This window comes from Streptomyces sp. NPDC053673, assembly GCF_055585225.1.
Genome location: NZ_JBVJKN010000012.1, coordinates 107,762 through 132,209 on the forward strand (window position 1 = coordinate 107,762; position 24,448 = coordinate 132,209).

17 protein-coding genes are annotated in these 24,448 nt (G+C 70.9%); 10 read left to right on the forward strand and 7 right to left on the reverse strand.

The window, feature by feature from the left end; all coding sequences use genetic code 11:
* Positions 1 to 23: 23 nt before the first annotated feature.
* Positions 24 to 1,109, reverse strand: a complete 1,086-nt coding sequence (locus ACZ6ZQ_RS19160; protein ID WP_469769679.1) for a hypothetical protein — start codon at positions 1,107 to 1,109, stop codon at positions 24 to 26.
* Between the two features lie 542 nt (positions 1,110 to 1,651).
* Here ACZ6ZQ_RS19160 and ACZ6ZQ_RS19165 point away from each other — a divergent pair.
* The 3 genes from ACZ6ZQ_RS19165 to ACZ6ZQ_RS19175 all read left to right on the forward strand — a co-directional run bounded on the left by ACZ6ZQ_RS19165 (position 1,652) and on the right by ACZ6ZQ_RS19175 (position 3,488).
* Positions 1,652 to 1,981, forward strand: coding sequence for a hypothetical protein (locus tag ACZ6ZQ_RS19165; protein ID WP_469769680.1), 330 nt, complete (start codon positions 1,652 to 1,654; stop codon positions 1,979 to 1,981).
* 107 nt (positions 1,982 to 2,088) lie between these two features.
* Positions 2,089 to 2,745 (forward strand): ECF RNA polymerase sigma factor SigK, encoded by a 657-nt coding sequence (sigK, locus tag ACZ6ZQ_RS19170; protein WP_469769681.1) that lies wholly within the window; start codon positions 2,089 to 2,091, stop codon positions 2,743 to 2,745.
* The gene (locus ACZ6ZQ_RS19175) at positions 2,742 to 3,488 is read left to right on the forward strand and encodes an anti-sigma factor (protein ID WP_469769682.1); all 747 of its coding nucleotides are present in this window, start codon (positions 2,742 to 2,744) and stop codon (positions 3,486 to 3,488) included. The genes sigK and ACZ6ZQ_RS19175 overlap by 4 nt, the downstream gene beginning before the upstream one ends.
* A gap of 50 nt (positions 3,489 to 3,538) precedes the next feature.
* On the opposite strand, the gene ACZ6ZQ_RS19180 is transcribed toward ACZ6ZQ_RS19175, so the two are convergent.
* On the reverse strand, positions 3,539 to 4,822 hold the full coding sequence (locus ACZ6ZQ_RS19180) for an MFS transporter (protein ID WP_469769683.1): 1,284 nt from the start codon (positions 4,820 to 4,822) through the stop codon (positions 3,539 to 3,541).
* A gap of 18 nt (positions 4,823 to 4,840) precedes the next feature.
* The gene (locus ACZ6ZQ_RS19185) at positions 4,841 to 6,691 is read right to left on the reverse strand and encodes a RiPP maturation radical SAM C-methyltransferase (protein ID WP_469769684.1); all 1,851 of its coding nucleotides are present in this window, start codon (positions 6,689 to 6,691) and stop codon (positions 4,841 to 4,843) included.
* A 451-nt stretch (positions 6,692 to 7,142) separates the two neighbouring features.
* Between ACZ6ZQ_RS19185 and ACZ6ZQ_RS19190 the strand changes: the two genes are divergently transcribed.
* The 5 genes from ACZ6ZQ_RS19190 to ACZ6ZQ_RS19210 all read left to right on the forward strand — a co-directional run bounded on the left by ACZ6ZQ_RS19190 (position 7,143) and on the right by ACZ6ZQ_RS19210 (position 16,772).
* Complete coding sequence (locus tag ACZ6ZQ_RS19190) at positions 7,143 to 7,421, forward strand: phosphopantetheine-binding protein (protein ID WP_469769685.1); 279 nt, start codon at positions 7,143 to 7,145, stop codon at positions 7,419 to 7,421.
* Between the two features lie 92 nt (positions 7,422 to 7,513).
* Complete coding sequence (locus ACZ6ZQ_RS19195) at positions 7,514 to 14,716, forward strand: amino acid adenylation domain-containing protein (RefSeq protein WP_469769686.1); 7,203 nt, start codon at positions 7,514 to 7,516, stop codon at positions 14,714 to 14,716.
* A 58-nt stretch (positions 14,717 to 14,774) separates the two neighbouring features.
* Positions 14,775 to 15,593, forward strand: a complete 819-nt coding sequence (locus ACZ6ZQ_RS19200; protein WP_469769687.1) for a thioesterase II family protein — start codon at positions 14,775 to 14,777, stop codon at positions 15,591 to 15,593.
* A gap of 232 nt (positions 15,594 to 15,825) precedes the next feature.
* The gene (locus tag ACZ6ZQ_RS19205) at positions 15,826 to 16,020 is read left to right on the forward strand and encodes an MbtH family protein (protein WP_469769688.1); all 195 of its coding nucleotides are present in this window, start codon (positions 15,826 to 15,828) and stop codon (positions 16,018 to 16,020) included.
* Entirely contained in the window at positions 16,017 to 16,772 is a 756-nt protein-coding gene (locus ACZ6ZQ_RS19210; protein ID WP_469769689.1) for an SDR family NAD(P)-dependent oxidoreductase, read from the forward strand. Before ACZ6ZQ_RS19205 ends, ACZ6ZQ_RS19210 begins: the two co-directional genes overlap by 4 nt.
* Here the strand turns inward: ACZ6ZQ_RS19210 and ACZ6ZQ_RS19215 are convergent.
* Entirely contained in the window at positions 16,750 to 19,977 is a 3,228-nt protein-coding gene (locus tag ACZ6ZQ_RS19215; protein WP_469769690.1) for a non-ribosomal peptide synthetase, read from the reverse strand. The two genes, ACZ6ZQ_RS19210 and ACZ6ZQ_RS19215, sit on opposite strands and share 23 nt — an antisense overlap.
* 139 nt (positions 19,978 to 20,116) lie before the next feature.
* Here ACZ6ZQ_RS19215 and ACZ6ZQ_RS19220 point away from each other — a divergent pair, with 139 nt between their 5' ends.
* Positions 20,117 to 21,289 (forward strand): acyl-CoA dehydrogenase family protein, encoded by a 1,173-nt coding sequence (locus ACZ6ZQ_RS19220; protein ID WP_469769691.1) that lies wholly within the window; start codon positions 20,117 to 20,119, stop codon positions 21,287 to 21,289.
* Between the two features lies 1 nt (position 21,290).
* On the forward strand, positions 21,291 to 22,373 hold the full coding sequence (locus tag ACZ6ZQ_RS19225) for an acyl-CoA dehydrogenase family protein (RefSeq protein ID WP_469769692.1): 1,083 nt from the start codon (positions 21,291 to 21,293) through the stop codon (positions 22,371 to 22,373).
* Here ACZ6ZQ_RS19225 and ACZ6ZQ_RS19230 read toward each other — a convergent pair.
* Genes ACZ6ZQ_RS19230 through ACZ6ZQ_RS19240 form a run of 3 tightly spaced genes read right to left on the reverse strand, consistent with a single transcriptional unit; the run spans position 22,361 to position 24,448 of the window.
* Positions 22,361 to 23,236, reverse strand: a complete 876-nt coding sequence (locus tag ACZ6ZQ_RS19230) for a [LysW]-aminoadipate kinase (protein ID WP_469769693.1) — start codon at positions 23,234 to 23,236, stop codon at positions 22,361 to 22,363. The genes ACZ6ZQ_RS19225 and ACZ6ZQ_RS19230 overlap by 13 nt on opposite strands.
* Positions 23,233 to 24,279 carry an N-acetyl-gamma-glutamyl-phosphate reductase gene (gene argC, locus ACZ6ZQ_RS19235; RefSeq protein WP_469769694.1) on the reverse strand — a complete coding sequence of 349 codons (1,047 nt, stop codon included), beginning with the start codon at positions 24,277 to 24,279 and terminating at the stop codon, positions 23,233 to 23,235. Before argC ends, ACZ6ZQ_RS19230 begins: the two co-directional genes overlap by 4 nt.
* A complete protein-coding gene (locus ACZ6ZQ_RS19240; RefSeq protein WP_469769695.1) occupies positions 24,272 to 24,448 on the reverse strand; it encodes a lysine biosynthesis protein LysW in 177 nt (58 codons plus the stop codon). Before ACZ6ZQ_RS19240 ends, argC begins: the two co-directional genes overlap by 8 nt.

The window sequence follows — 24,448 nt, forward strand, 5'->3', positions numbered from 1 at the left end:
GAACTGCTAGTGGTGCGGCCTCATCAGGCAGAGGTCCCGGACTTGACGCCGCGGCGACGCAGCTTGTAGACACCGGCGCCGATGCCACCGAGCATCAGAGCCGAACCGGCAGCCAGGCTGCTGCTGTTCATCGCCAGACCGCCACCGCCGGTGCCCACGCCACCGTTCGGCTTGTCCTTGTCGTCGTCGTCGTCATCGTCGTCATCGTCGTCGTCGTGGTCGTCCTTGTCGTGCTTCCACGACTTGCCGTGGTCGTCCTTCTTGTCGCCCTTGTCGTGGTCGCCCTTGTCGCCCTTGTCGCCCTTGTCGTAGTCGGAGTCGTCCTCGGCTACGGCCATGGCGAGGGCGCCGCCGCCGGCGTCGACGCCGCCCTTGGGCTCGTCGTCATCGTCGTCGTCGTCATCGTCGTCGTCGTCGTGGTCGTCCTTGTCGTGGTCCTTCTTGCCGTGGTCGTAGTCCTTCTTGTCGTGGTCGCGCTTCCACGACTTGCCGTGGTCGTCCTTCTTGTCGCCCTTGTCGGAGTCGTCCTTCTTGTCGCCCTTGTCGTAGTCCGACTTATCGCTCTTGTCGTAGTCGGAGTCGTCCTCGGCTACGGCCATGGCGAGGGCGCCGCCGCCGGCGTCGACGCCGCCCTTCGGCTTGTCGTTGTCGTCGTCGTCATCGTCGTCGTCGTGGTCGTCCTTGTCGTGGTCGCCCTTGCCGTGGCCGTGGTGCTTCTTGCCGTGGTGCTTCCACTTGTCGTGGTCGTCCTTCTTGTCGCCCTTGTCGTGGTCGCCCTTGTCGGAGTCGTCCTTGTCGCTGTAGTCGTCCTTCTTGGAGTCGTCCTTGTCGCTGTAGTCGTCGCTGTAGTCGTCCTTCTTGGAGTCGTCCTTCTTGCTGTAGTCGTCGCTGTAGTCGTCCTTCTTGGACGTGTCCTGCTTCTCGGAGTCGTCCTTCTTGCTGTAGTCGTCCTTCTTGGACTCGTCCTTCTTGCTGTACTCGTCCTTCTTCGAGTCGTCCTGCTTCTTGGACTCGTCCTGCTTCTGGTAGTCGTCCTTCTTCTCGGACTTGCTGTGGTCCTCGCTGGAGGAGGAGCCGGAGTCCTGGCTCCAGTCCTCCGCAACGGTCATGGCATATGCGACCGGAGCAGTAATCGTCAGAACCGCGGTGATGGCGGCTGAGGCGCACAGGGTGCGGGCAGAGCGCATGAGAGCACGTTCCTTTCGCCGCTTCTGCGAGGGCTGACACATCGTCGGCTCATCGGATCGCAGCTGCGACTCGTTCACCGTCAGCCAGATCACGGCTCCGCACCAGCGGAGAAAGCTGCATTAGGGGGACACCGTGGGCCCTTCGAGTGGCGACACGCCGCACAATCACCCGTTGAGCGGCAGTCAGGGCGGAGCAACGCCTGGAGGGCTCTGTGAGAGCGGCCGGACTCCGACGTCCCGCGGAGCCTTCGCCATGCATCGGGGACTCAACGTAAGCACTCGTGTCGGTGCTGTGATTTTCCGGGCTTTTGCCCATCCGGGTTCGCGGCGGCGCCGAACTAGTTGTGTCACTGCCGAACACGGCCATCGGGTGCCGGATCCGAACAGCAGAGGCAGGGTCCTCGGCCCGGATACGGGCAGCGCCGTGGCGTGTGCGTCCGTTCCACATCAGGGAGGAGTGTCCGATGGCTGGTTCCATCCGTTTCCGCCGTCTGGTGACAGGCGTCGCTGCCACGGGCCTGCTGGCCGGAGGCGCGGCGTTCGGTCCCGTCGGTGCGGCTGCCGCCACGCCCGTCCCGGCGACCACTGCGGCGAGCACACACGTTGTCGGCGGCGACGACGATTGCGAATGGAAGAAGGGGCACTGGGAGAAGAGGTGGGTCGAGGACGACTCGGAGAAGGCGTGGCACAGGGACGACTCCGATCGTGACGACAGGAATCGTGACGACGAGCGGACCAACGGCCACTGGGAGGAGACCTGGGAGAAGGGACACTGGGAGTGCACACAGCGGTGACCGCGCCGGTGACCGGTACCGGTGTGCGGAGCGGACTCCGGCCGCCCGGATCGGGGCGGCGGAGGCCCGCACATCCAGGCGTGCGGACGGTTCGAATCAGTGGTGGCATGGATAGCGGGCCAGCCCGCTGGGCACTGCGGTGTCCACGACGCACGAGGGAACGAGTGTCAGCACCTGATCCGGATCCTGGCGTCCCGGGGCCGCTGAGCGAGCCGGGGCTGGATGAGCTGATGGTCCGGGTGGGTCGTGGTGACCAAGACGCCTTCGTGCCTGTGTACGAAAGGGTCAGCGGTCCGGTACTGGGGCTGGTGCGCCGGGTCCTGAGGGATCCGGCCCAGTCCGAGGAGGTGACTCAGGACGTGCTGGTGGAGGTGTGGCGCACCGCAGGCCGGTTCCGGCCCGAGCAGGGCAGCGCCCTGACATGGGTGCTGATGCTGGCCCACCGGCGCGCGGTGGATCGCGTCCGCTCGGCCCAGGCCCGCGGCGAACGGGAACGCCGGGTGGCTCTGCTGGAGTCCGGGCCGCCCTTCGACGAGGTGGTGGAACAGGTCGAGACCAGCCTCGAGCGTCAGCAGGTCCGCCGCTGTCTGCAGTCGCTGACCGACCTGCAGCGGGAATCGGTCGTGCTCGCCTTCTACCACGGGCTCACCTACCGGGAAGTGGCCGACTCTCTGTCACAGCCGCTCGGCACGATCAAGGCACGCATGCGTGACGGCCTGATCCGGCTGCGTGACTGTCTGCGGGAGGGAGGGGCACGGCGATGAAGAACGGAGAGCGGCACTCGGCAGCCGGCGCGTATGTGCTCCACGCACTGCCGGACACCGAGCGGCGCGCGTTCGAGGAGCACCTGGCCTCCTGCGACGCGTGCACGGCAGAGGTCGCGCAGCTCTCCGCCACGGCCGCGCGGCTGGGGCAGGCGGCGGCCGCCGAGCCCCCGGCCGATCTGCGGCGGCGCGTACTGGAACGGATCGCCGTCACCCCGCAGGATCCGATCGTCCCGCGGCAGGCGGGAGTGCGAAGCCGCGATAGGGGCCGCCGACTGCTCCAGCTGGCGCTGGCGGCGTGCCTGGCGCTGGCGGCGGTCCTCGGCGGCGTCGCCGCCTGGCAGTACCAGGCGGCGGAGGATGCCAGGTCGGAGCTGGCCCAGGCAGAGGAACGGTATGCCGGTGTCGCCGACATACTGGCCGCGCCCGATGTGGAGCTCCACACGCAGACGCTGTCGGACGGAACCACCGGCACGATCGCGGTGTCCCGCAGCGCGGACGCCGCGGCCTTCTTCGCCTCGAGAATCCCGCCGCTGCCTGCCGACAAGACGTACGCGCTGTGGTTCAGCGACGACGGTACGTTCAGGCCGGCCGGGCTGGTCAGCGGAGCCGAGGCCCAGGAGATGCAGATGCTGGACGGGCCCCTGAACCAGGCGACGGCCGTGGGCGTCACCGTCGAGCCCATCGGCGGCTCGCCGCAGCCGACCAGCCAGCCGCTGGGTCTGATCGGCATTCCGACGTGACCGTCTGATCGGCATTCCGGCATGACCGCACGTGCCGCCACACGAAACCGTCAGCGGGTGGCGGGTCCGGGGCTCATGCGCAGCAGCGACCTGCCGCCGATCGCGGCGAGCGTGAGAATCCCGATGCCGGACACCACCAGCGGAACGTTCACCTCGGCGACCTTCGCGACCGCGCCGGCCGCGAGCGCCCCGAACGGCGACACGCTCACCGACAGCAGGCGGAACACGCCGTTGACCCGGCCCAGAATCTCCGGCGGAATGGTGGCCTGCCGGAAGGCCGTGATCAGTGTGTGCCAGATGGCGATGCCGAGCCCGACCGCGCCGAAGGAGACGGCCGCGACGGCCGGCGACCGGGTCGTGCCGAGCAGCAGACAGGCGACTCCCATGACGACGAGGGCCAGTACGGCGCCGGGCAGCACACCGATGGCCCGCCGGACCCGGTCGCTGCCGAGCCCGCCGATGACCCCGCCGACCGCGTTCGCCGCCAGATAGAACCCGAATGCGCTCTCCGGCAGGTCCAGCCACTGCACGACGTACAGCACCATCAGCACACCGAGGCTCATGGTGAAGAAGTTGAGGGCACCCAGAATGGCCGCCAGCCTGACGAGCAGGCGGTCCTCCCGCAGATAGCGCAGCCCCTCACGGATCGCCTGCCACCAGCTGGTGCGGGGCCCGGCCTGCTCGACCCGCACCCGCCGCACCAGCGGAAACATCAGCAGCAGCACACCGAGCAGGAAGGAGACGCCGTCGAGAACGAACGGCGCTGCCGCCGCGAACGCGAAGAGCACACCGCCCAGGGGCTGGCCGAGGCTGTCACGCATCACGACCTGCACGGCGTGCAGACGGCCGTTGGCCGTCGTCAGCGCGTCCTTCGGGACGACCTCGGGAAGCAGCGCCTGCGCCGTGACCAGGAAGAACGACTCGGCCATGCCGAGCACCGCCGCCGCGACGTACACCGCAGCCAGACCGAGCGTGCCGGTCAGCTGGCCCAGAGCGATCAGAGCGACGACGCCGAACCGGCACAGGTCGATCACGATCAGCAGGGCCCTGCGGTTGAACATGTCGGCCCATACGCCGCCGAGCGGCGCGAGCATCATTCCCAGCCCGATGACGACGGTGATCAGCGACAGCAGCAGCGGGTCGTGGGTGAATGACAGGGCGAGCAGAGGCAGCGCGGTGTTGCGCACGCCATCGCCGAGAGACGACAGGGCGTTCGCCGTCCACAGCCGGCCGAAATGCGGCCAGGACGGTTTCTCCGCCGCCGGTTTCGCGGAATCCGGGGTCCCTTGCCGCAGCGCGTTCTCCGGGCCGTCCATGCTGCTCGCTTTCGTCACTCGTCCACCGGACAGGCCCTAGCCGACGGTCTCGACGCCGGTGACGAGACTCAGCAGGCGCCCGTCCTCCTCGAAGAGGATCCGGTGCTGCTGGAGCGTTTCCAGCCAGTCGGTGACCTGGGACGGCGACGTACCGTCGGGGCCGGTCAACTGGTCGGGCCGCTTGGGCGAATTCAGCGCCCGCAGCAGGGGCAGCATCTGCTCGTCGACCGGGATCCGCTGCGCCGGACCGAACCGGGTGTCCTCGATGTGGAGGTCGTCGCCGTCGCGCAGCAGCACGAGGCGCGGTCGCCCTTCCGGGCTGTCCCAGCGGGCGCGCCAGTCGTCCACGACCCGCTGCAATGCGGGATACCATTTCAGGCCGGTCATGGCGTAGGGCGCGGGACCGTGGTCGGAGAAGAAGTACGCGAGCTGGTCGAGACTCTGCGAATCGAAGGGGAAGACCAGCGGATAGAAGTCCATCGGACGCAGGTCGAGACCGTACTTGAGCCGCTCGTTGTAGTACGGGCTGAACCGGTCGAAGCGGATGAAGAACGCACCGGTCGGCGGAGTCAGATGAACGAGCAGGGGAAAGTCCCGCTCGTACTTCGCGTACATCTCCTCCGGCTCCTGCGGCGCGCCGATGAGCAGATTCCACTCCGGATGGATGCGGTACTGGAGGCAGTGCTTCATGAACTGCAGGTTCTGGAACGAAGTGGTGCCTTTGCCCAGCAGTTTGAGGGTCTCGGAGTTGAGCGACTCGATCCCTGCCTGGAGACGGTTGACCCGGGCGTCGGCGAGTGTCTTCATGGTGGCCGCGCTGACCGGGACCTTGAGCTCGTAGAAGATCGACGCGTCGTCCGGCGGGGAGGTGTGCGGGAAGACGTCCGTCGGGTAGTTCCTCGGCATGATGTAGTCGGTGCACATGTAGTTCTTGAACTGCGGATGGAGCGAGAAAAGCCACTCGAACTGCCGTATCGCGAGCTCCGGCGCCATCTGCCGGAATCCGATGGTCTCGTCGTTGAGACCACAGAATGTGCAGTGACTGCGGGCACCCCACCAGCATCCGCGCGAGGTCTCGAAGAACAGCGTGGGCTCCAGCTGTCCCTCGGCTACGACTTCGGCCGAATCCCGTATGGCGTCGGCGAAGTCGTCGTAGTAGAGGGGCACATAGTCGTTGATGTCACGGTCCCGGCCGACGCTCAGCCGGACCTGCGGCTGCTTGCAGTTCTCCCGGCTGATGACGCCCCGGATGGAGGAGAGTTCGGCAGTCCGGCCGGCGAGCAGGTGCTCCAGGAATTCGGAGAAGCTCACCAGGCTCGGACCGGAGAACACGTAGTCCAGATAGTCCACTTCCGACGCGAGGACGGCGCCCATCGTGGTCTCGCAGTTGGACCCGCCGAGGAGGATCACACACTCCGGGTTCCGGTCCTTGATCATCTTGGCCAGTGCGAGGGCCGGCGTGGTCTGTGCGAACATCGAGGTCAGACCGACGACGTCGGCGGAGGCCAGGTCGTACCGGTCGATCAGCCCGGCCATGAATTCCTCGATGCCGTCGCGGTGCCGCAGCAGGTCCTCGCGGAACGAGTCCCAGGCGGGCTCGCGGTAGTACCGATGGAAGTAACTGTCGGCGTTGTCGGGCTCATCGGGAAACGCGATGTGCCGGAACAGCCACTCGCCCACCCCGCTGTAGAGGTGGGTCATGTCGCCGGCGATCTCCTCGTACGTGCCGACGCCGAAGTATTTGGTGAAGTCGAGGTTCAGGTAGTGCAGCTGGGCCGTGGCCCGGTCGGAGAACTCCTGCTTGATCAGACCGGCGAGCTGGCTCAGCGCGAACGAAGGGCGATTCCAGTCGGCGAAGGGCATGTTGACGAAAGAGACGCGAAGCACGGCGAAACCTCTCGGAATGGCGGGCGACTCTCGCCGGATTCTCCGTATGAGAACACTTCGTACGAGGTGTCAGAGGTCTCCGGCGTCGAGCGTGTCGTCGACTGCCACGGGAGAACGGGCGCTTCGCGCCACGTCGGGCTCGGCCGAGATAAAGGCGAGACTTCTGCAAGGTGCATTGAGGTCATCGGCTGGCCCTCCCCCGTGTGGCCGAATGCTGCACGAGCCTAGGCACAGGAACTTCGGCCGGTCAAGGGTCGAAAGTGATGCATGACGCGGCCCGGGCGGGCTTCCCGCTCGGCGGTCCGGCGTCGCTGCCGACGCGGTGGCCTCCTCGGCTTGCGGTCCCATCAATTCCGGTTGGCTGAGAGCGAGTTGACGTACAGTGGGCGTGCTGCGCCGGGCACGTCCACGGCCGCCGAGTTCAGTCGACCGACCCGCGGGGGGAATTGCGTTGAACACCGACACCGACAAGCGGACGCCGACCGAGTCCAAAGTGGTGGAGATCTGGACGGATGTCCTCAACCATGATCAGTTCGGGCTCGACGACAACTTCTTCGCCGTCGGCGGAAACTCGATGTCCGCGACAATGGTGACCTACCAGTTGCGTGATGCATCCGGACTTGAACTCCCGCTCACTCTCATCTTTGAACACTCCACGGTCCGTGAACTCGCGAATGCCGTCGACGAGGCCACGAAGGGCGGCGCAGGCTCCGGAACCATCGCTGACTGAACCGGTCGTCAGAACGGTGCGACCCGGCATCCGGGTCCGCGCCGTTCCTCGGCGTGCCGTCCGCGCCGATCCCGCGCGAAAGATGTGGCGAGATGCACTCAGACCTGACTCTCGAACAGCGGCGTGCCCGGTTTCTGCGCCGGATCCACCGCGCCGCCGCCCGACGCGACCGGCCCCGGCCCCGGCCCCGGCCCGGGGCCCAGACGGTTCCCACGGCACTGCCCCGTGCCGTGGCCACGGGTCCGGCTCCCCGGCCCGCCCGCCGACGGGTGGTACGCGACCTCGACGAAGCCTGCACCAAGGCGCTGCACCACATCGCCGCGGAGTGTGATGTGCCGGCCGCGACGGTCGTGGTTGCGGCCGCGCTCGCGACCATCGCGCGGTACTGCGCGGAATCGGACCTGCTGGTCGCCGTCTCCACCGGACCGTCCGGCAGCCGGCCGCTCGCACTCGCCATCGACCCGGCGTGGCGGACGCCCGACCTCGTCGCGGCGACGGACCGCGCCCTGGCCGAGTCCCGGACGGCCGGCGCCCCGCCTGGGACCGCGGCCCGGCCGCCGGTCCTGCTGCGGATCGACGAGCACATTGGCGAGAACGACGAGAACGACGAGAACGGGGAGCACGTCGACGCCGCTGTCCACGGCGACGACAAGTCCCGTACCGGCACCGGCGACGATTCGCGCGTCGGCGACGTCCACATCGGACTGTCCACGGCCACGGGCACACTGACCGCGGCCTACGATCCCGACCGCTACGAGACGGAGCTGGTCGAAGGCGTGCTGCGAGGCACCGAGACCCTGCTCAAGGCCGCATCCGCCACCCCGGACCTACCGGTGTCCGCCCTCGCGCTCCACTCCGACGACGAGCTGCGCGACGTGATCGAGGGCCCCAACCGGACCGCGACCTCCCGTCGGCCCGACACCCTCACCGCGGCTTTCGACCGTGCGCAGCGGCGTTTCGCCGACCGGACGGCGCTCGTGGATGCGGCAGGCGCGCTCACCTACCGGCAGGTGGCGGAGGCTGCCGCCTGGCTCGGACGGAGGCTGCGCATGGCAGCCGGTGCCGGGCCCGAGGACCTGGTTGCCGTCCATGTCACCCGTGACGACAAGCGCTGGGTGATCGCCTGCCTCGGGGCGCTGTACGCCGGCGCCGCCTGGCTGCCGATCGACCCGGCGGTGCCGCCCGGCCGGCTGGCGACGCTCCTGCGCGACGCCGGGGTACGTGCGGTCGTCTCCGACGCCCGGCTGCGAGGCAGGATCCCGGCCGGTGACTGGGTCGTCGTGAATCTCGACGACGACGCCGTGCCCGACTGCGCCCTGCCCGATGCCGCCGGTGCCGACGACTCCATGCCCATGGAACCGCCGGCCACCGACCCCCGTCAGCTCGCCTACGCCATGTACACCTCGGGCAGTACCGGAGCACCACGCGCGGTCCTGGTCGAGCACGACAGCACCGTGAACTTCGTCGAATCCCTGCAGCGGCTCTTCGAACTGACCCCCGACGACCGGCTGTTGCAGTACGCGTCGCCCGGCTTCGACGTCTCGGTGTTCGAGATCTTCTGCGCACTGCTGAGCGGTGCCTCCCTCCGTATGATCGGCGACGACGACCGCCGCTCGGTGGAAGGACTGACGCAGGCGCTCGTCCAGGGCGGCATCACCGTCGCCGAGCTGCCGCCCGCCCTGCTGGAGCTGCTCGACCCCGGCCGCGTACCGATGCTGCGCCTCGCATCGGTCGGCGGCGAGCCGTTCTCCGGCCGGCTGACCACACGCTGGGCCGAAGGCCGCCGGTTCGTGAACGGATACGGGACGACCGAGACCACCATCGGCGTCATCTACAAGGAATGCACCGGCACATGGCGGTCCTCGCCGCCCATCGGGCGGCCCGTCGACAACCACCAGGCGTACATCCTCGACGACGACCTGCGCTCCGTACCGCCCGGCGCGGTGGGCGAACTGTTCGTCGGCGGAGCCGGCGTGGCGCGCGGCTACCTGGGCCACGCGGCCCGCACGGCGGAGCGTTTCCTGCCCGACCCGTTCCGGCCGGGCGAACGCCTCTACCGCACCGGCGACCTCGCCCGCTGGTCCGCCGACGGCGACATCGTCTTCCTGGGGCGCCGGGACCGTCAGGTGAAGGTCCGCGGACAGCGCGTGGAGCTGGGCGAGATCGAAGCGGCCCTCGCCGAGCGGCCCGAGATCTCCGCCGCCGTCGTCGCCGACATCGACGCCACCCTCGTCGGCTACCTCGTGCCCGCCGCCGGTCACCGGCCGCACCTCGACGACATCCGCCGGGATCTCGCCGATCGCCTCCCGTCGTACATGGTGCCGGGGCTGCTCGTCGAGGTGGAGCAGATCCCGATCACCGCCTCCGGCAAGGTCGATCTGGCCGCGCTGGCGGCCCGGAACCCCACCGGCTCCGCCGGCCCGGCCGCGCGCGACGAGGAGCGGGGCGCCCGGCTGCAGGGACACGGGACCGGCCCCGGGGCCGCCCTCGTGCGGCGGATCACGGAAGAGGGCTATGCCGCCGTACTGCCCGGTGCGGCCGTCGGCGACGACACCAGTTTCTTCGCCGCGGGCGGCGACAGCATCCGCGCGATCCGGCTGCTGTCCTGGGTGCGTGAGGCATTCGGTGTCGAGGTGGCGATGAGCCGGTTCTTCCGGCGTCCCACCCCCGCGGCGCTGGCCGAGACCGTCGAGCGAGCCCTGAGCGCAGACCCCTCGGACGGCCCGGAGCCGGCCGGCTCGCCGCCGCGGACGCCCATCCCCGTCACGGCCACGGACACGGACGCCGAAGCACCGTTGTCGTCGGCACAACAACGCCTGTGGTTCCTGGACCAGTTGCAGCCGGACAACGCCGCGTACAACGTCACCGAGGTGTTCCGCCTGCGCGGTGCCCTCGATGCCGAGGCCCTGCGCCGCGCACTGCACGCGCTCATCGTCCGGCACGAGATACTGCGCACCCGGTACCTGACGTCGGCCGGAGTGCCCCGCCAGGTGGTGGACCCCGAACCGACCACGGAACTCGCGGTCGTCGATCTGACCGGCGCCCCCGGCGGGGAGCTGGACGAGCTGCTGGCCGCCGCCGCTGCCGGGCCGTTCGACCTCTCGACCGGTCCACTGATACGCATCACGCTCGTGCGCCTGGGCCCTGATGAGCACGTGCTCTCGTGGGTCATCCACCACATGGTCGCCGACGGCCGCGCTACCGAGGTGCTGTTCTCCGAGCTGAGCGAGCTGTACCACTCCTTCCGCCACGGAGGGCCCGCGGGCCTGCCCGCCGTCCCCCTGCGCTTCCGGGACTACGCCCGCCGGCAGCGGGCAGCCCTCGGCGATGACGCGCACCACCGTGACCTCGCCTACTGGCGCGAGCAGTTGGCCGGCGCGCCGGCCCAACCGGAGCTGCCGGCGGACCGGCCCCGGCCGGCCCGCCCCACGAACCGCGGCGGCACCCTCCACTTCAGCCTCCCGCCCGAGACCGGAGCCGCACTGGCCGGATTCGCCGCCCGCTCCGGTGTCACCTCGTACATGACGCTGCTGACCGCGTTCTTCGCGCTGCTGTCCCGGTACGGGCGCGGCAAGGACATCATCGTCGGCACGCCGTTCGCCAACCGCAACCGGCGCGAGGTCGAGGATCTGGTCGGCTTCCTGGTCAACACGGTGCCGCTGCGCGCGGACTGCACGGGCGACCCCACGTTCGCCGCCCTGCTCCGCCAGGTGACCGAGACGACGCTCGCAGCGGGCGATCACTCCGAGGCGCCGTTCGAGGACCTGGTTTCCGAACTGCGCGTGGAGCGCGATCTGCGGGGCAACCCGCTGGTGCAGGTGATCTTCCAGGCGATCGAGGCCCCGGAGGACCAGTTGCGGCTGGAGGGCGTCGAGCTGACGAAGATCCCGGTGGACGAGCGGTCCGCGGCCTTCGACCTCGTCATGGAGGTACGCACCGACCGGCACGGGCGGCTCACCGGGCGGATCAATTTCAGCGCCGACCTGTTCGACCGGGAGACCGTCGCACGGATGGCCGGGCACTACCGGCGGCTACTGAGCTCGGCACTCGCCGATCCCGACCGGCGGCTGTCACAGCTCGACATGCTCGGACCCGACGAGCGACGGGAGCTGCTGGAGACGTTCAACTCGACCGTCACCACCCCGGTGGACACCATCACCGCGGTCGTCGAGCGGCAGGCCGCGGCGGCCGGCGCCGCCATCGCCGTCGTCGACGAGGCCGGGCGGACCACGTACGCGGAGCTCAACGCGGCCGCGAACCGGCTCGCCCACCACCTGCGGTCGCTCGGTGTGGGCCCGGACGTCGTCGTCGGCGTCTGCCTGCGACCTGGCGCGGACCTCGTCACAGCCATGCTCGCGGTGCTGAAGGCCCAGGGAGCGTATCTGCCGCTCGACCCCGGGCATCCCGCGGAAAGGATCCGCCTGCTCCTCGCCGACTGCGGCGTGACCGTGGTGATCGGCCACCGGGACGTACACGACAGACTGCCGTCCGGCCTCTCGCTCGTCGTCCATCTGGACGACGAGCGGGCAGACATCGCGGGCCTCCCGTCGGACAATCCGCCCGGCCCCGATCCGGAGGGTCTGGCGTATGTCATCCACACCTCGGGCTCCACCGGGCGCCCGAAGGGCGTCGCCGTACCGCACCGGGCCCTGGTACGGCTCGTGTTCGGCGGCGACCAGGCGCCGGTGGGCAGCGACGACACGTTCCTCCTGCTGCATCCGGCCAACTTCGACCCGTCGAACCTGGAGATCTGGCTGCCGCTGGCACACGGTGCGACCATCGCGGTGCCGGGGGAGCGGCTCACCGATCCGGTCGACATCGGCGCGGCCGTCCGCCGCCACGGCGTGACCGTCCTGTGGATGACTGCGGCTCTGGCGCATCTGGTCGTCGACACCGATCCCCAACTGCTCGCCGGGGTACGGCAGCTGGGCATCGGCGGCCAGGCCCCGTCGGTACCGCACATACGCCGTCTGCTCCGGGAGCTGCCCGAGTTGCGGCTCCTGAACTGCTACGGCCCCACCGAGTCCGCGACCAACACCACGCTGCACCCCATCGAGTCCGAACCGGCACCGGACGCCACCTCGATACCGATCGGCCGGCCCGTCGGCGACACCCGTGTCCACGTCGTCGGCACGGACGGCGAACTGGTGCCGATCGGCGTACCCGGGGAGCTGTACATCGGCGGCCGCGGGCTGGCGCGCGGCTACCGCGGCGCTCCCGCCCTGACCGCGGAACGTTTCGTTCCCGACCCGTTCGGACCCCCCGGGCAGCGCGCCTACCGCACCGGCGACATGGTGCGGTGGCTGCCGGACGGCACGCTCGACTTCCTCGGGCGCGAGGACGACCAGGTGAAGATCCGGGGGTACCGGATCGAGCTCGGCGAGGTGGCCGCGGTGATCCGGCGCCACAGCGGCGTACGGGACGCCCATGTACTGCGGCGCGGCGTCGCAGGGACGGCCGAGCTGGCGGCGTACGTCGTCGGAGCGGACGGCTTCGACACCGATGACCTGTTCCGCGGTCTGCGACAGCAGCTCCCGCACTACATGGTCCCGGCGACGATCACCCCGCTGCCCGAGCTTCCGCTGTCGTCCAACGGCAAGGTGAACCACGCGCTGCTGCCCGAACCCCGGCAGACCGGCGCGGACAGCGCCGGCCGGCCGCCGCGGACCGACCTGGAGAAAGTGGTCCATGCGGTGTGGGCGGATGTACTCGGCCGCGGGGAATTCGGCATCGACGACGACTTCTTCGCGCTCGGCGGCAACTCGTACCAGGCCACCCGCGTCATCGCACGGCTGCGCTCGCTGCTGAGCGTCGAGCTCCCGGTGCGTGCGATCTTCGAGCACCGGCGCGTCACCGAACTGGCGACCGCCGCGGCGGCGGCACCGGTGGCATCCGACGCCGGCAGCACGGCGATCCGCCCGCGGCCCGCAGACCGGCCGGCGCCGCTCTCGGTCGGCCAGCAACGACTGTGGTTCCTCGACCAGCTCCACCCGGGAAGCGCCGACTACAACGTGCCGCTGAACCTGTGGCTGCGCGGGAGTCTCGATGCACGGGCGCTCCGGGCGGCGCTGCGCGAGGTGGTGTCCCGGCACGAGGTCCTGCGCTCCCGGTTCACGCTGGGCGAGGACCGGGTCCTGGTGCAGTTCGTCGAGCCTGCCGACGCCTTCGAGATCTCCGAATCCGACCTGTCGGGCCTGCCCGCCCCGAAGGCCCGGTCAGCAGCCGAGGATCGGGCGGCCGGGGCCGCACGGCGGCCGTTCCGGCTGGACCGGGGTCCGCTGATCCGCGCCGAGTTGCTGCGCGTCGGAGCCGAGGAGCACCTGCTCTCCGTCGTGGTGCACCACGCTGCCGCGGACGCCGAGTCGTTCCGTCTGCTCCTTGCCGAACTGGCACAGCTCTACGGCACGTACGCCGCGGGGCTGCCCAGTCCCCTGCGGACGCTGCCGGTCCAGTACGGCGACTACGCGCTGTGGCAGCGGCAGCTCGGCGGGACGGCCGAAGAAGCAGCCCTGGGGTACTGGCGGGACCGGCTCGCGGACCTGCCCGTGCTGCGACTGCCGACCGACCGGCCCCGCCCGCGGATCCGGACCGGGGCCGGCGGCCGGCACCACTGCGACCTGCTGGACGAGTTGGGCGCGAAGCGGCTGAGCGCGGTCGCACGGGCCCACGGCGCGACGGAGTTCATGGTCCTGCTCGCCGCCGTGCAGACCGTCCTCGGCCGGACCGGCAAACAGGACGACTTCGGCGTCGGCACGCCGGTCTCCCAGCGGACACGGCCCGAACTGGCGCCCCTGATCGGCTTCTTCGTCAACACCATTGTGCTGCGCGCCGACCTCTCCGGCGACCCGACCTTCGCCGAGCTGTTGACGCGGACCCGCGACATCGCCCTGGCCGGGTACGCCCACCAGGAGGTGCCGTTCGACCGGTTGGTCGAGGAGCTGCTGCCGGCCCGCACCCCGGGGCGCAATCCGCTCTTCGACGTGGTCTTCCACGTGGACGACGCCTCCGGCACGGTGCCGGCGCTGCCCGGGCTCGACGTGCACCAGACCGATGTCGACACGGGCACCGCGAAGTTCGACCTCGATATCGCCGTGGTCCCCCGGGACGGGGTCCTGACCTGCACGGTGGAGTTCAGCACCGACCTGTTCACCACGCCCACGGTGACACGGCTGATGGCCGGGCTGCGGGAAACGCTGGGCGCGGCATTGGCCGATCCGGGACGGCGGCTGTCCGAGCTGCCCGGGCCGACGGCGCTCCCCGGGTGCTCCGGGGATTCCGGGCCGGACGGCGGATGACCGGCACCGGAGTGAGCCTGCACAACGACGAGACAGATTCGATCATGGGGGTGGGAGGATGAGCGCCGGCGTCGAGAAGACCGGTGTATCCGACGACGTGGACCGCTGGTTCCTCGGCGGACTCGGGCGGTCGTGGCGCGGGACCCAGATGCTGTGCCTGCCGCACAGCGCCGGCAACGCATCGAGCTACCGCACCTGGCTGGCCGCGGTCGAGGCCGATGCGGGCGCCGACGCGGGCATCGACGTCGACGCCGACACGGGCATCGACGTGGTCCCCGTACAGCTCCCGGGCCGGGAAACCCGGCTCTTCGAACCGCCGTTCACGGATCAGCCGACGCTGATCACCGCGCTGGCCGGCGTCGTCGAGCGGTCCGGCTTCCGGCGCATCGCGCTGTTCGGGCACAGCATGGGCGCCGTGCTGGCCATCAATCTGTGCCGCGCGCTGGAGGCGGCGGGCACCCCGGTCGCCCATGTCTTCGTCTCCGGCCACGCCGGTCCGGCCCAGCGGCCGACGGCCGCCTTCCCGACCGACGTCTCCGACGAGACCGTCATGGAAGCCCTCGGCGCCGCCGGCTCACCGAGCCATCAGATGCTGCTGAAGCACCCCGAACTGAGGGAGCTGGTGATTCCCGTCATGCGGGCCGACCTCCAGCTGGTCATGACCGGTATCGCCGCAGGGCCGCCGGTGCAGGCGCCGATCACGGCAGTGAACGGGGCGGACGACGACTCGCTGGACGGGCGGGATCCCAGCGGCTGGGCCGCCCTCACCACAGGGCGATGCGTGTCGCATCGCCTGCCCGGAAACCACTTCTACCTGGCGGAGCAGGGCGACGAGGTCGCCCGCATCGTCCAGGACGTCCTGGCGGACGGGGACTAGGCCGTGTTTTAGAACTCCCGCCTGGCTCGCGACGCCTGGCACGCACACTCGCTGCGTTGTCGGAGTCATCCAAGTACGTCCAGTACGAGGATGATCCTCCGCTTTGCGATTGCACGCACCAGACGCCGCGAGCCCCGCCCTACGGGCGGACGGCGCTAGTTCTAAAACACGCCCTAGGCCGAGTCTGCAGGCACCTCCACTTCTCACCACCTCCACCACTGAGAGGATCCACATGTCGTCGTACACCGTCGTCGTCAACGACGAGGAGCAGTACTCGATCTGGTCGGCGGACCGCGAGATCCCGGCCGGATGGCGGGAGACCGGTATGCGCGGATCGAAGGACGAGTGCCTGGCCCACATCGACGAGGTCTGGACCGACATGCGCCCGCTGAGCCTGCGTCTGCGGATGGAGTCGACGAGCCGATGACGTCCTCACGTGTAGCAGTCGTCACCGGCGCCGGACGCGGCATCGGTGCCGCCACCGCCCTCCGGCTGGCCGCCGACGGTGCGGCCGTCGGTGTCCTCGACATCGACGAGGACACCGCGGCGGACACCGCCGACCGTATCCGTGCGGCCGGTGGCACCGCCGTCCACGTCGTCGCCGACGTCGGCGATCCCGATCAGGCCGGCGCCGCGCTGGCCGCCGTGGCCGCCGAACTCGGTCCCCCGGTGATCCTCGTCAACAACGCCGGCGTCATCAGGGACCGGCCGCTGCAGGACCTGACACTCGACGACTGGAACACCGTCATCGACGTGAACCTCCGCGGCGCGTTCCTGATGTGCCAGGCGATCCGGCCCCATCTCGTCGCGCAGCGGTGGGGCCGCATCGTCAACCTGTCCAGCTCCTCCGCGCTGGGCAACCGCGACCAGGCGAACTACTCGGCCGCGAAGGCCGGGATCGACGGTCTGACCCGGACGCTCGCGATCGAACTGGGATCGCACGGGGTGACGGTGAACGCCGTGGCCCCCGGATACATCGTCACCGACATGACCGCCGGAACGGCCGCGCGCATGGGCGTGGACTTCGAGAAGCTCCAGCGCATGGTGGCCGCGCAGACACCGGTGCAGCGGGTGGGCCGGCCGGCCGATGTGGCGAACGCCGTCGCGTTCCTGGTCGGGGAGGACTCCGGCTTCATCTCCGGCCACATGTTGTACGTCACCGGGGGCCCGATGCGCTGACCGTGTCCGCCGCCGCCAGCGCCGCTGCGAGCTCCGCCACCGTACGGTGCTGGAACAGCATCAGCGGCGGCACCTCGGCACCGCACCGCTCGGCGAGCGCGGCGGCCACATGGAGGGTGTCGAGGGACGTGCCGCCGAGGGCGAAGAAGTCGTCGGTCACGCCGGCCGGCGACCGGCCGAGGACGGTGGTCCAGACGTCGCTGACCGCGGTCTCCCACCCGGTGCGGGGAGCCCGGTCGCCCGACGTGGCGTCGCGTCGGCGTACGGGGTCCGGCAGCGCCCGCCGGTCGACCTTCCCGTTGCCGGTCAGCGGCAGCCGGTCCAGCGACACGAACGCCCCTGGGACCAGCGGTTCGGGCAGCCGCTCCCGCAGATGGGCGCGCAGCGCCGCACCGTCCACACAGTCCGCCACCACGTACGCCACGAGTCCGGCCGTCATTCCGCTGCCCCGGACGGTCACGAACGCGTCGCGCACGCCCGGATGCCCCACCAGCGCCGCCCGGACCTCACCTGGTTCGATACGGAAGCCACGCAGTTTGACCTGATCGTCGATGCGGCCGGCGAACTCGATGGTGCCGTCGGGAAGCCGGCGGGCCAGATCTCCGGTTCGGTACAGCCGGCCGCCCGGCGGCCCGAACGGGTCGGGCACGAACCGTTCCGCGGTCAGCGCCGGCCTCCCCAGGTAGCCCCGGGCCACACCGGCCCCGCCGATGAGCAGCTCGCCGAGGACACCCACCGGCACCGGATCGCCGTTGGGGTCCACGACGTAGGCACGGGTGCCGCCGATGGGCCGGCCCACCGGAACCGGGACCCCCGTGTCGAGCTGGTCCAGGGCGACCGGATGTGTGGTGGCGAAGGTCGTGGTCTCGGTCGGCCCGTAGCCGTTGACGATCCGCAGCCCGGGAACCGCCTCCAGCAGGGTGCGCAGATGCGGGACCGACAGCGCCTCGCCGCCCACCACCAGGGTGTGCACCGACGCCAGGGCCTGTGGGTGGACGTCCGCGACCAGATTCGCCAGCTGGGCGGTCAGCCACAGTACGGTCACGCCCAGCCGGTCCAGTTCCGCGCCCAGCTCGCGTGGACCGACGGGCCCGGGCGGATGGACGGCCAGCCGGGCTCCGTTGCAGAGCGCGTTCCACATCTCGAACGTGGACGCGTCGAACGCGGTGGGGGCGAGCATCAGCAGGGTGTCCCGTGGGCCGGCCTCGACCTGGTCGAGACCGCACACGAGCCGTACGACGCAACGGTGGGTGACCGCGACCCCTTTGGGGACGCCCGTGGAGCCCGATGTGTAGATGACGTACGCGAGATGGTCCGGCGCGATGTCGACCGCCGGCGGATCCGACGACTGCCGTTCGGCGCCGGGCGGCGGCACGTCGATGAGCAGTCGCTCCACATCGACGGGATACCGGCCGGACAGCTCCTGATCGGTCACCAGCAGACGTACCGAGCTGTCGCGGTGGACGAACGCGATCCGCTGCGGGGGAAGGGCCGGATCGACCGGTACGTACGCACCGCCTGCCTTGAGCACCGCCAGCAGCGCCACGACCTGCTCCGGCCCGCGCGGCAGCAGCACCGCGACCCGGTCGTCCGGGCGGATGCCGAGGGCGACGATGCGGTTCGCCAACCGGTTGGCCTCGCCGTCGAGTTCGGCGTACGACCGCTCATATGGCGGGCTCCACAGGGCCGTGGCGCCGGGGGAGGCGGTCACCTGCCGGGCGAAGAGGCCGACCACCGTCGCCGCCGGTGTGTCCGCCGTCCGGTTGACGGCCTCGACGACCTCCTGCCGCTCCGCCTCGCCGAGCATGTCCAGTCCGGACAGCGGCCGGTGTGGGTGGGCGAGCGCGTGGACGAGCAGTCGCTGGAAGTGGCCCGCCATGCGCTCCGCCGCGTCCGCGCTGAACAGGTCGGCGTTGCAGGTGAAGGCTACGGGGTACGCGTCGTCGTCGCTGTCGTCGCCGCTGTCGACGACGGTGACCGCCACATCGAACACGGAACGCGGCTGCGCGGCGACGGCCGGCCGCAGGCAGTCCCGCGCCTCCTGCTCGTCCCGCCCCCGGTGCCCGTCCCCGGCCGGTGCCGTCCTCGGCCAAACGTCAAGTGCGACCTGCGCGATCGGATGCCGGCTCAGGTCCCGATCAGGTGCGACGGCCCCGACGAGCCGCTGGAACGGCAGACCGCCGTGGTCGACCGCGGCCCGGGTGGCCTCGCGTACCCGGTCGACCAGTGCCCGCAGCGAGGGCGTGCCGGACCCGTCGATCCGCAGCACCAGCAGATTGGACAGGTACCCGACCACCTGCTCGGCCCCGGCGGGCCTGGCGCCCGGCGTCTGCGTGGCGAACACGACGTCACGCGAGCGCGAGTACCGCGCGAGAAGTGCGGCGAGCGCGGCAGCGAAGACCGTGAACGGCGTCGTACCGTCGGCGGTCCGTGTGCACAGCTCCCGCACGGGCCGGCGGGGAACGGCGACGACGACGGTGCGGCCGCGCTGGGTGTGCACCGGCGGCCGGAGCCGGTCGCTGGGCAGCTCGGCCCCGGCGGGCAGATCCCTCAACCTGGCCTGCCAGTAAGCGAGTTGCTCGTCCTGGTCGTCCTGGTCGGCGGGTGGGGGCTGCTGCACAGGGATCGCCGGGGGTGACGCCGCGGACTGCGGCGTGCCGGTGACGGCCGACCGGTACAGCGCGGTGAGCTCGGCAGACAGGAGTCCGGCGGAGTGGGGATCGCAGACGATCCGGGGCACCGCGACCGTCAGAAGATGCTCGTCGGTGCCGTGTTCGGTCACGTTTCTCGTCACGATGGCGCGCAGGAGCGGACCGCGGCGGAGATCGAACGGCTGACGCGTCACGGCGTCCACGGCGTCCACGACGTCCGGAGCCGTCGTCCCGTCGCGGCCCTGCGGTTCATCGGTGGCCAGGGTCAGTTCGTAGTCATCCGTAGTCGCCGTCGACTGCCGTGGCACGACCTCGTCGGAGCTGAAGCGGGTCCGCAGCGCCGGGTGGCGCCGCACCAGTGCCGTCAGCGCCGCGCGCAGCGCCGTAGGGTCGGGTCGGCCGCATATCCGCCACGCCAGAACGACGTTGTCCGCGGGACCGGACAGGCACCGCTCGGCGATCCATTGCCGCTTCTGCGCATCGGACAGCGGTGCCCGGTCCCGGCCGGCCGAGCCGGCTGCTTCGGTGTCGACCGGTGCGGCGCCTGCCGTCACTGCGCCCTCCTGTTGGGTCGGGACATTCGATCACCGTAGCAGCCGAGATCGAACTGGACGGTGACTTTCGAACCGGTGCACTAGGCTTCGGCGGAGCGCGCTCGCAGGGAACCGGAAGGCTCTGAATACGGGGGGACATATGGAATTCGGCCATTCCGCCGATGAATGGGAGTTCCGCGACCGGGTCCATACCGAACTGGAATCCGCGGAACTCGTCGCCGAACTGGCACGGTTGCATCGCAGTGACGAACGGGAGCCGGACGAACGGGAGTTGTACCGGCTGCTCGGCGAGCGGGGACTGCTCGGTGTCGACTGGCCCCGCGGTTATGGCGGACAGGGACGCAGCACCGTGCACGCCGCCATCGCCGTGGAGGAGATGATGCGGGCCGGAGTGCCCGACACGCTGTACGTCAACGGTATTCAGACCGTGGGAAATCTGATCCTGCTCACCGGCAGCGAGGAACAGAAGCAGCGCGTTCTGCCGTTGCTGGCCAACGGCCGGGGCTTCGCTAGCGTTCTCTACACCGAGCCCGGCGTCGGTTCGGACCTGAGTGCCCTGACCACCCGGGCGGTCGCGGTCGACGGCGGCTTCCGTATCGACGGCGTCAAGATCTTCAACCTCAAGAGCGGCATCACCGACTTCGGACTCTGTGCGGCGCGTACCTCCACGGAGGTGTCGCGGTACGAAGGCATCACGCTGTTCCTGCTCGACATGCGTGCACCGGGGGTCCACGTCGAACGCCTGGACACCATGGCCGACGAGCAGTTCCACCGGGTCGAGCTGGACGGTGTCCTCGTCACCGACGCCGATGTCGTCGGTGGCATCGGCAACGGCTGGGCGGCGCTGGCCGAGGCACTGCCGCTGGAACGCACGGGATTCGACTTCGCCCTGCGCGCCGAACGCTGGTACCGGGCCGGCTGCTCGGGACTCACCGGCGCGGACGCCGCGCCGGAACCCGGACCCGGCGCCGACTGGCTGGCGGAAGTCGGACGGCACGGGGCCGCCGCCACGGCGGCACGCCTGCTGGCCTGGCGCTGCGTCGGGGCGGCCGACGCCGACCGGTACGACGAAGTCCGGACGTCGGCAGCGAAGTGGTACGCGAGCGAACAGGCGGCGGCGATCGCCCGCTGGGCCGCGGTGCGCCACGGATTCGACGCGCCGCCGGAACTGGCGGCGCTGCTCGACAGCGCCTATCGGGAGGCGCCGGGCCTGACCCTCTCCGGCGGCACATCGGAGATGATGCTGCAGACTCTCGCCGGTTTCCTGCTCGCCGGTGAGCCGTCGGCTCCCGGCCGCCCGGCGGTGGTCTGACATGCGGCTCGAAATCGACGACGTACAGCGTGACATGGCCCTGGCCGTGCGCGCCGGGCTCGAACAGGTGGCCGGTTCCACGGGGGAGATCGATCCCGCCGACGTACATGCCTGTCTCGCCGGCCTGGAGCTCTTCGCGCTGGAACTGCCGGCCGAGGCCGGCGGGCTGGAGTTCGGACCCGCCGACGCGGTACCGGTCTGCGAAGAACTGGGGCGTTGGGCCGCCCCCGACGCGTACCGGACGAACACGCTGTTCGCCGACCTCGTCATGTCGGCCGGAGCAGGCGTGGACGGCAGCGGGCACGGGGCACCCCTCAGAAGCGACCTGCTCGCCGCGGTCGCTGCCGGAAAGGTCACCGTGAGTCAGGCCGCCGGCGCCGGCGTGACCGCGGCAGCGGCGTCCGACGGGCTCCGGCTCACCGGGGAATGCGCGCTGCCGGACCCACTGCCGGACCCGGGCTTCCACCTCGTTCCGGCCGGCCGTGACGGAACGGCCGTGTTCGCCGCGGTCGCCGCGGACGACCCCGGCATCACCATCCGGACCACCCGGCGCGACGGGGTGCGCCGCCTGTTCCTGACGGGCGCCACGGCGCTCACACTGTCCGGGCCGCTGCACGCCACGGACGGCGTACCCGCACCTCTGCTCGTACGCGCTCGCCTCCGGCAGGCCGCCTACCTGCTGGGGCTCGCGGCCGGCGCGCATCGGCTCGCGGTCGCCCGGGCGGCGACCCGGCAGCAGTTCGGGCGCGGCATCGGTGAGAACCAGGCAGTCGCCTTCCCCCTGGCCGAGCAGTTCGCGCACCTCGAGGCGGTGCGACTCCTGGTGCACCAGGCGGGCCGGGCCGACGGCCGGGACGCGGCGCTCGGCGCCACACAGTCGCTCGCGTACGCGGCGGAACTCGCCCTGCGGGTCACCGCTCACGCGGTGCACGTCCACGGCGCGGCCGGCATCACCCGGGACTCCCCGGTCCAACGGCACTACCGGGCCGCAGCCATCGAGGCGACCCGATGGGGCGCACCCGCCTCGTTGTGGCGGGAGGCCGGAGCGCTCCGGCTGGCCCCGGACAGCGCTCAGGCGGACTGAGCCGGTGGCGGAGGTTCGGGCAGTGTCACGCGGGTGCCCGGACCTCCGTCGGACGTGGTCCCCGGCGCACTCGCCGAGAGGCCGTCCGTGATCCGCACCTGCGCCACACCGCCGGCGAGCGCCTCGCGGGCCGCGACGAGCTTGATGGTCATGCCGTCCGTCACCCAGGCCGGCGCCGCGGCACCCGCCGGCGGCAGACGGTACGTGTCGAGCACGCTCGCCGGATCGGCGGGGTCGCGGAGCACGCCGGGCGCACCGGTCAGGAAGACCAGACTGCGGGCCCGGAGCGCGACCGCGACGGCGGCCGCGGCGCGGTCGGCGTTGGTGTTGACCGGCTCTCCGTCCTCGGCGAGCGCCGGGGGCGACACGACGGGGACCATGCCCGCGGCGAGAAGGCCGTGCAGCAGCCCGGCGTTGACGTCGACGATGCGGCCGCCGCGGTCGTCGCGTACAACGGTGAGCCGCCCCTCCACGACGGCGCGCACGGCGGCCCGGCGGCGGGCTCGCAGCAGCCCCGCGTCGAGGCCGGTGAGCCCCACCCCGAGGACGCCGTGCCGGGCCAGGGCGGCGACCAGAGCGGGCTTGACCCGGCCCGCCAGCGCCAGCGTCAGCACATCAAGGGTCGCCGTGTCGGTGTAGCGGGTCACCACACCGTCGGGTGCGGTGAGGTGCCGCAGCCGCACGCCGAGCTGCCCCGCGAGCCGCTCCATCTCCGCGGACCCGCCGTGGACCAGCACCACCTTCCCGCCCGCCGCGGTCAGCCGGGCGACGTCCGCGCAGAGCCGGGACACGTCCACGGCGCCGCTGCCCCCGCACTTGACCACCAGGATCCCCGGCTCCGGGCCGGACTCGTCGGTGCTCACAGCGGGTGCAGTCCGGCGAACTCCAGACCCAGCCGCTCCGGCCAGCCCTGGCGGATGTTGACGCACTGCACCGCGTTACCGGCCGCACCCTTCATCAGGTTGTCCAGCGCCGCCACGGCAACCACCTGCCCGTTGTCCTCGTCGAGGGCGAAACCGACGTCGCAGAAGTTCGAGCCGCTGAGCATCTTCGGCTCGGGCAGCCGGTACAGCCCCCTGCGCTGAGCGACGACCCGCACGAAGGGTTCGGTGCCGTAGCAGTCGCGGTACACCCGGCGCAGATCCGGCTCGCGCACTTCTGTGACCAGCGAGGCACGGCACAGGACCTGTGCGCCGCGCACCGCCTCCACCCCGGTCGCGCTCATGCTCACGCTCAGGCCGGTGGCCTGCGCCACCTCCGCCTCGTGCCGGTGTCCGGCGGGTGCGAACACCCGCATGGCGCCGCTGCGTTCCGCGTGCAGATTCATCCGCCCCGCGCCGGAGCCCGAGCCGCTGGACCCGATCCGGCCGTCGACCGTCACGCGCGCGTCGACCAGGCCGGCCGCCGCCAGCGGATACAGGGCGAGAATCGCCGCGGTGGCCATGCAGCCGGGGACACTGATGCGGTCGGCGTCCGCTAGTTCCTTGCGATGCCGCTCCGGCAGTCCGGTGACGAAGTCCGGCAGCAGCCCGGGGGCGGTGTGCGCGGCACCGTAGTACCGCTCGTACACCTCCGGGTCGCGCAGCCGGAAATCGGCGCTGAGGTCGACCAGGCAATCGGCCCGGTCCTTCCACTGCGCCATCATGTGCATCGTCTCGCGGTGCGGGGTCGCCAGGAACAGCACGTCGCACCGGGGCGCGTCGTCCCAGCCGACGAACGTCAGGTCGGTCAGACCCCGCAGGTTGGGGTGCGCACCGTCCACCCGCTTCCCCGCCAGACCGCGGGAGACCGGCGCGACCAGATCGAGGAAGGGGTGGCCGAGCAGCAGCCGGCACAGCTCCCCTCCGATGTATCCGCTCGCGCCGACGACTCCCGCCCGCAGGACACGGCCGTCCGCGTCACTCACCCCAGTCCTCTTCCACCTCCGGCGCCAGCGCCAGCAGGACCGGCTCCACGCTGAGGATCTCCAGCTCGCTGCGGCACTCGGGGCACTCGACGATCTCGTTCTGCCGGGGCGCGGCGTCGAGCGCGACGCCGCCTTCACAGCTGGGGCACAGGGCCGTGGTCGTGGGCAT

Excerpts from the sequence above, each read along its gene's own strand:
- ACZ6ZQ_RS19195 (WP_469769686.1), top strand. The coding sequence starts at position 7,514 with ATGCACTCAGACCTGACTCTCGAACAGCGGCGTGCCCGGTTTCTGCGC.
- ACZ6ZQ_RS19160 (WP_469769679.1), bottom strand. The coding sequence starts at position 1,109 with ATGACCGTTGCGGAGGACTGGAGCCAGGACTCCGGCTCCTCCTCCAGC.
- ACZ6ZQ_RS19220 (WP_469769691.1), top strand. The coding sequence starts at position 20,117 with ATGGAATTCGGCCATTCCGCCGATGAATGGGAGTTCCGCGACCGGGTC.
- ACZ6ZQ_RS19240 (WP_469769695.1), bottom strand. The coding sequence starts at position 24,448 with ATGCCCACGACCACGGCCCTGTGCCCCAGCTGTGAAGGCGGCGTCGCG.
- ACZ6ZQ_RS19165 (WP_469769680.1), top strand. The coding sequence starts at position 1,652 with ATGGCTGGTTCCATCCGTTTCCGCCGTCTGGTGACAGGCGTCGCTGCC.
- ACZ6ZQ_RS19205 (WP_469769688.1), top strand. The coding sequence starts at position 15,826 with ATGTCGTCGTACACCGTCGTCGTCAACGACGAGGAGCAGTACTCGATC.
- ACZ6ZQ_RS19210 (WP_469769689.1), top strand. The coding sequence starts at position 16,017 with ATGACGTCCTCACGTGTAGCAGTCGTCACCGGCGCCGGACGCGGCATC.
- ACZ6ZQ_RS19225 (WP_469769692.1), top strand. The coding sequence starts at position 21,291 with ATGCGGCTCGAAATCGACGACGTACAGCGTGACATGGCCCTGGCCGTG.
- sigK (WP_469769681.1), top strand. The coding sequence starts at position 2,089 with ATGGATAGCGGGCCAGCCCGCTGGGCACTGCGGTGTCCACGACGCACG.
- ACZ6ZQ_RS19200 (WP_469769687.1), top strand. The coding sequence starts at position 14,775 with ATGAGCGCCGGCGTCGAGAAGACCGGTGTATCCGACGACGTGGACCGC.
- ACZ6ZQ_RS19175 (WP_469769682.1), top strand. The coding sequence starts at position 2,742 with ATGAAGAACGGAGAGCGGCACTCGGCAGCCGGCGCGTATGTGCTCCAC.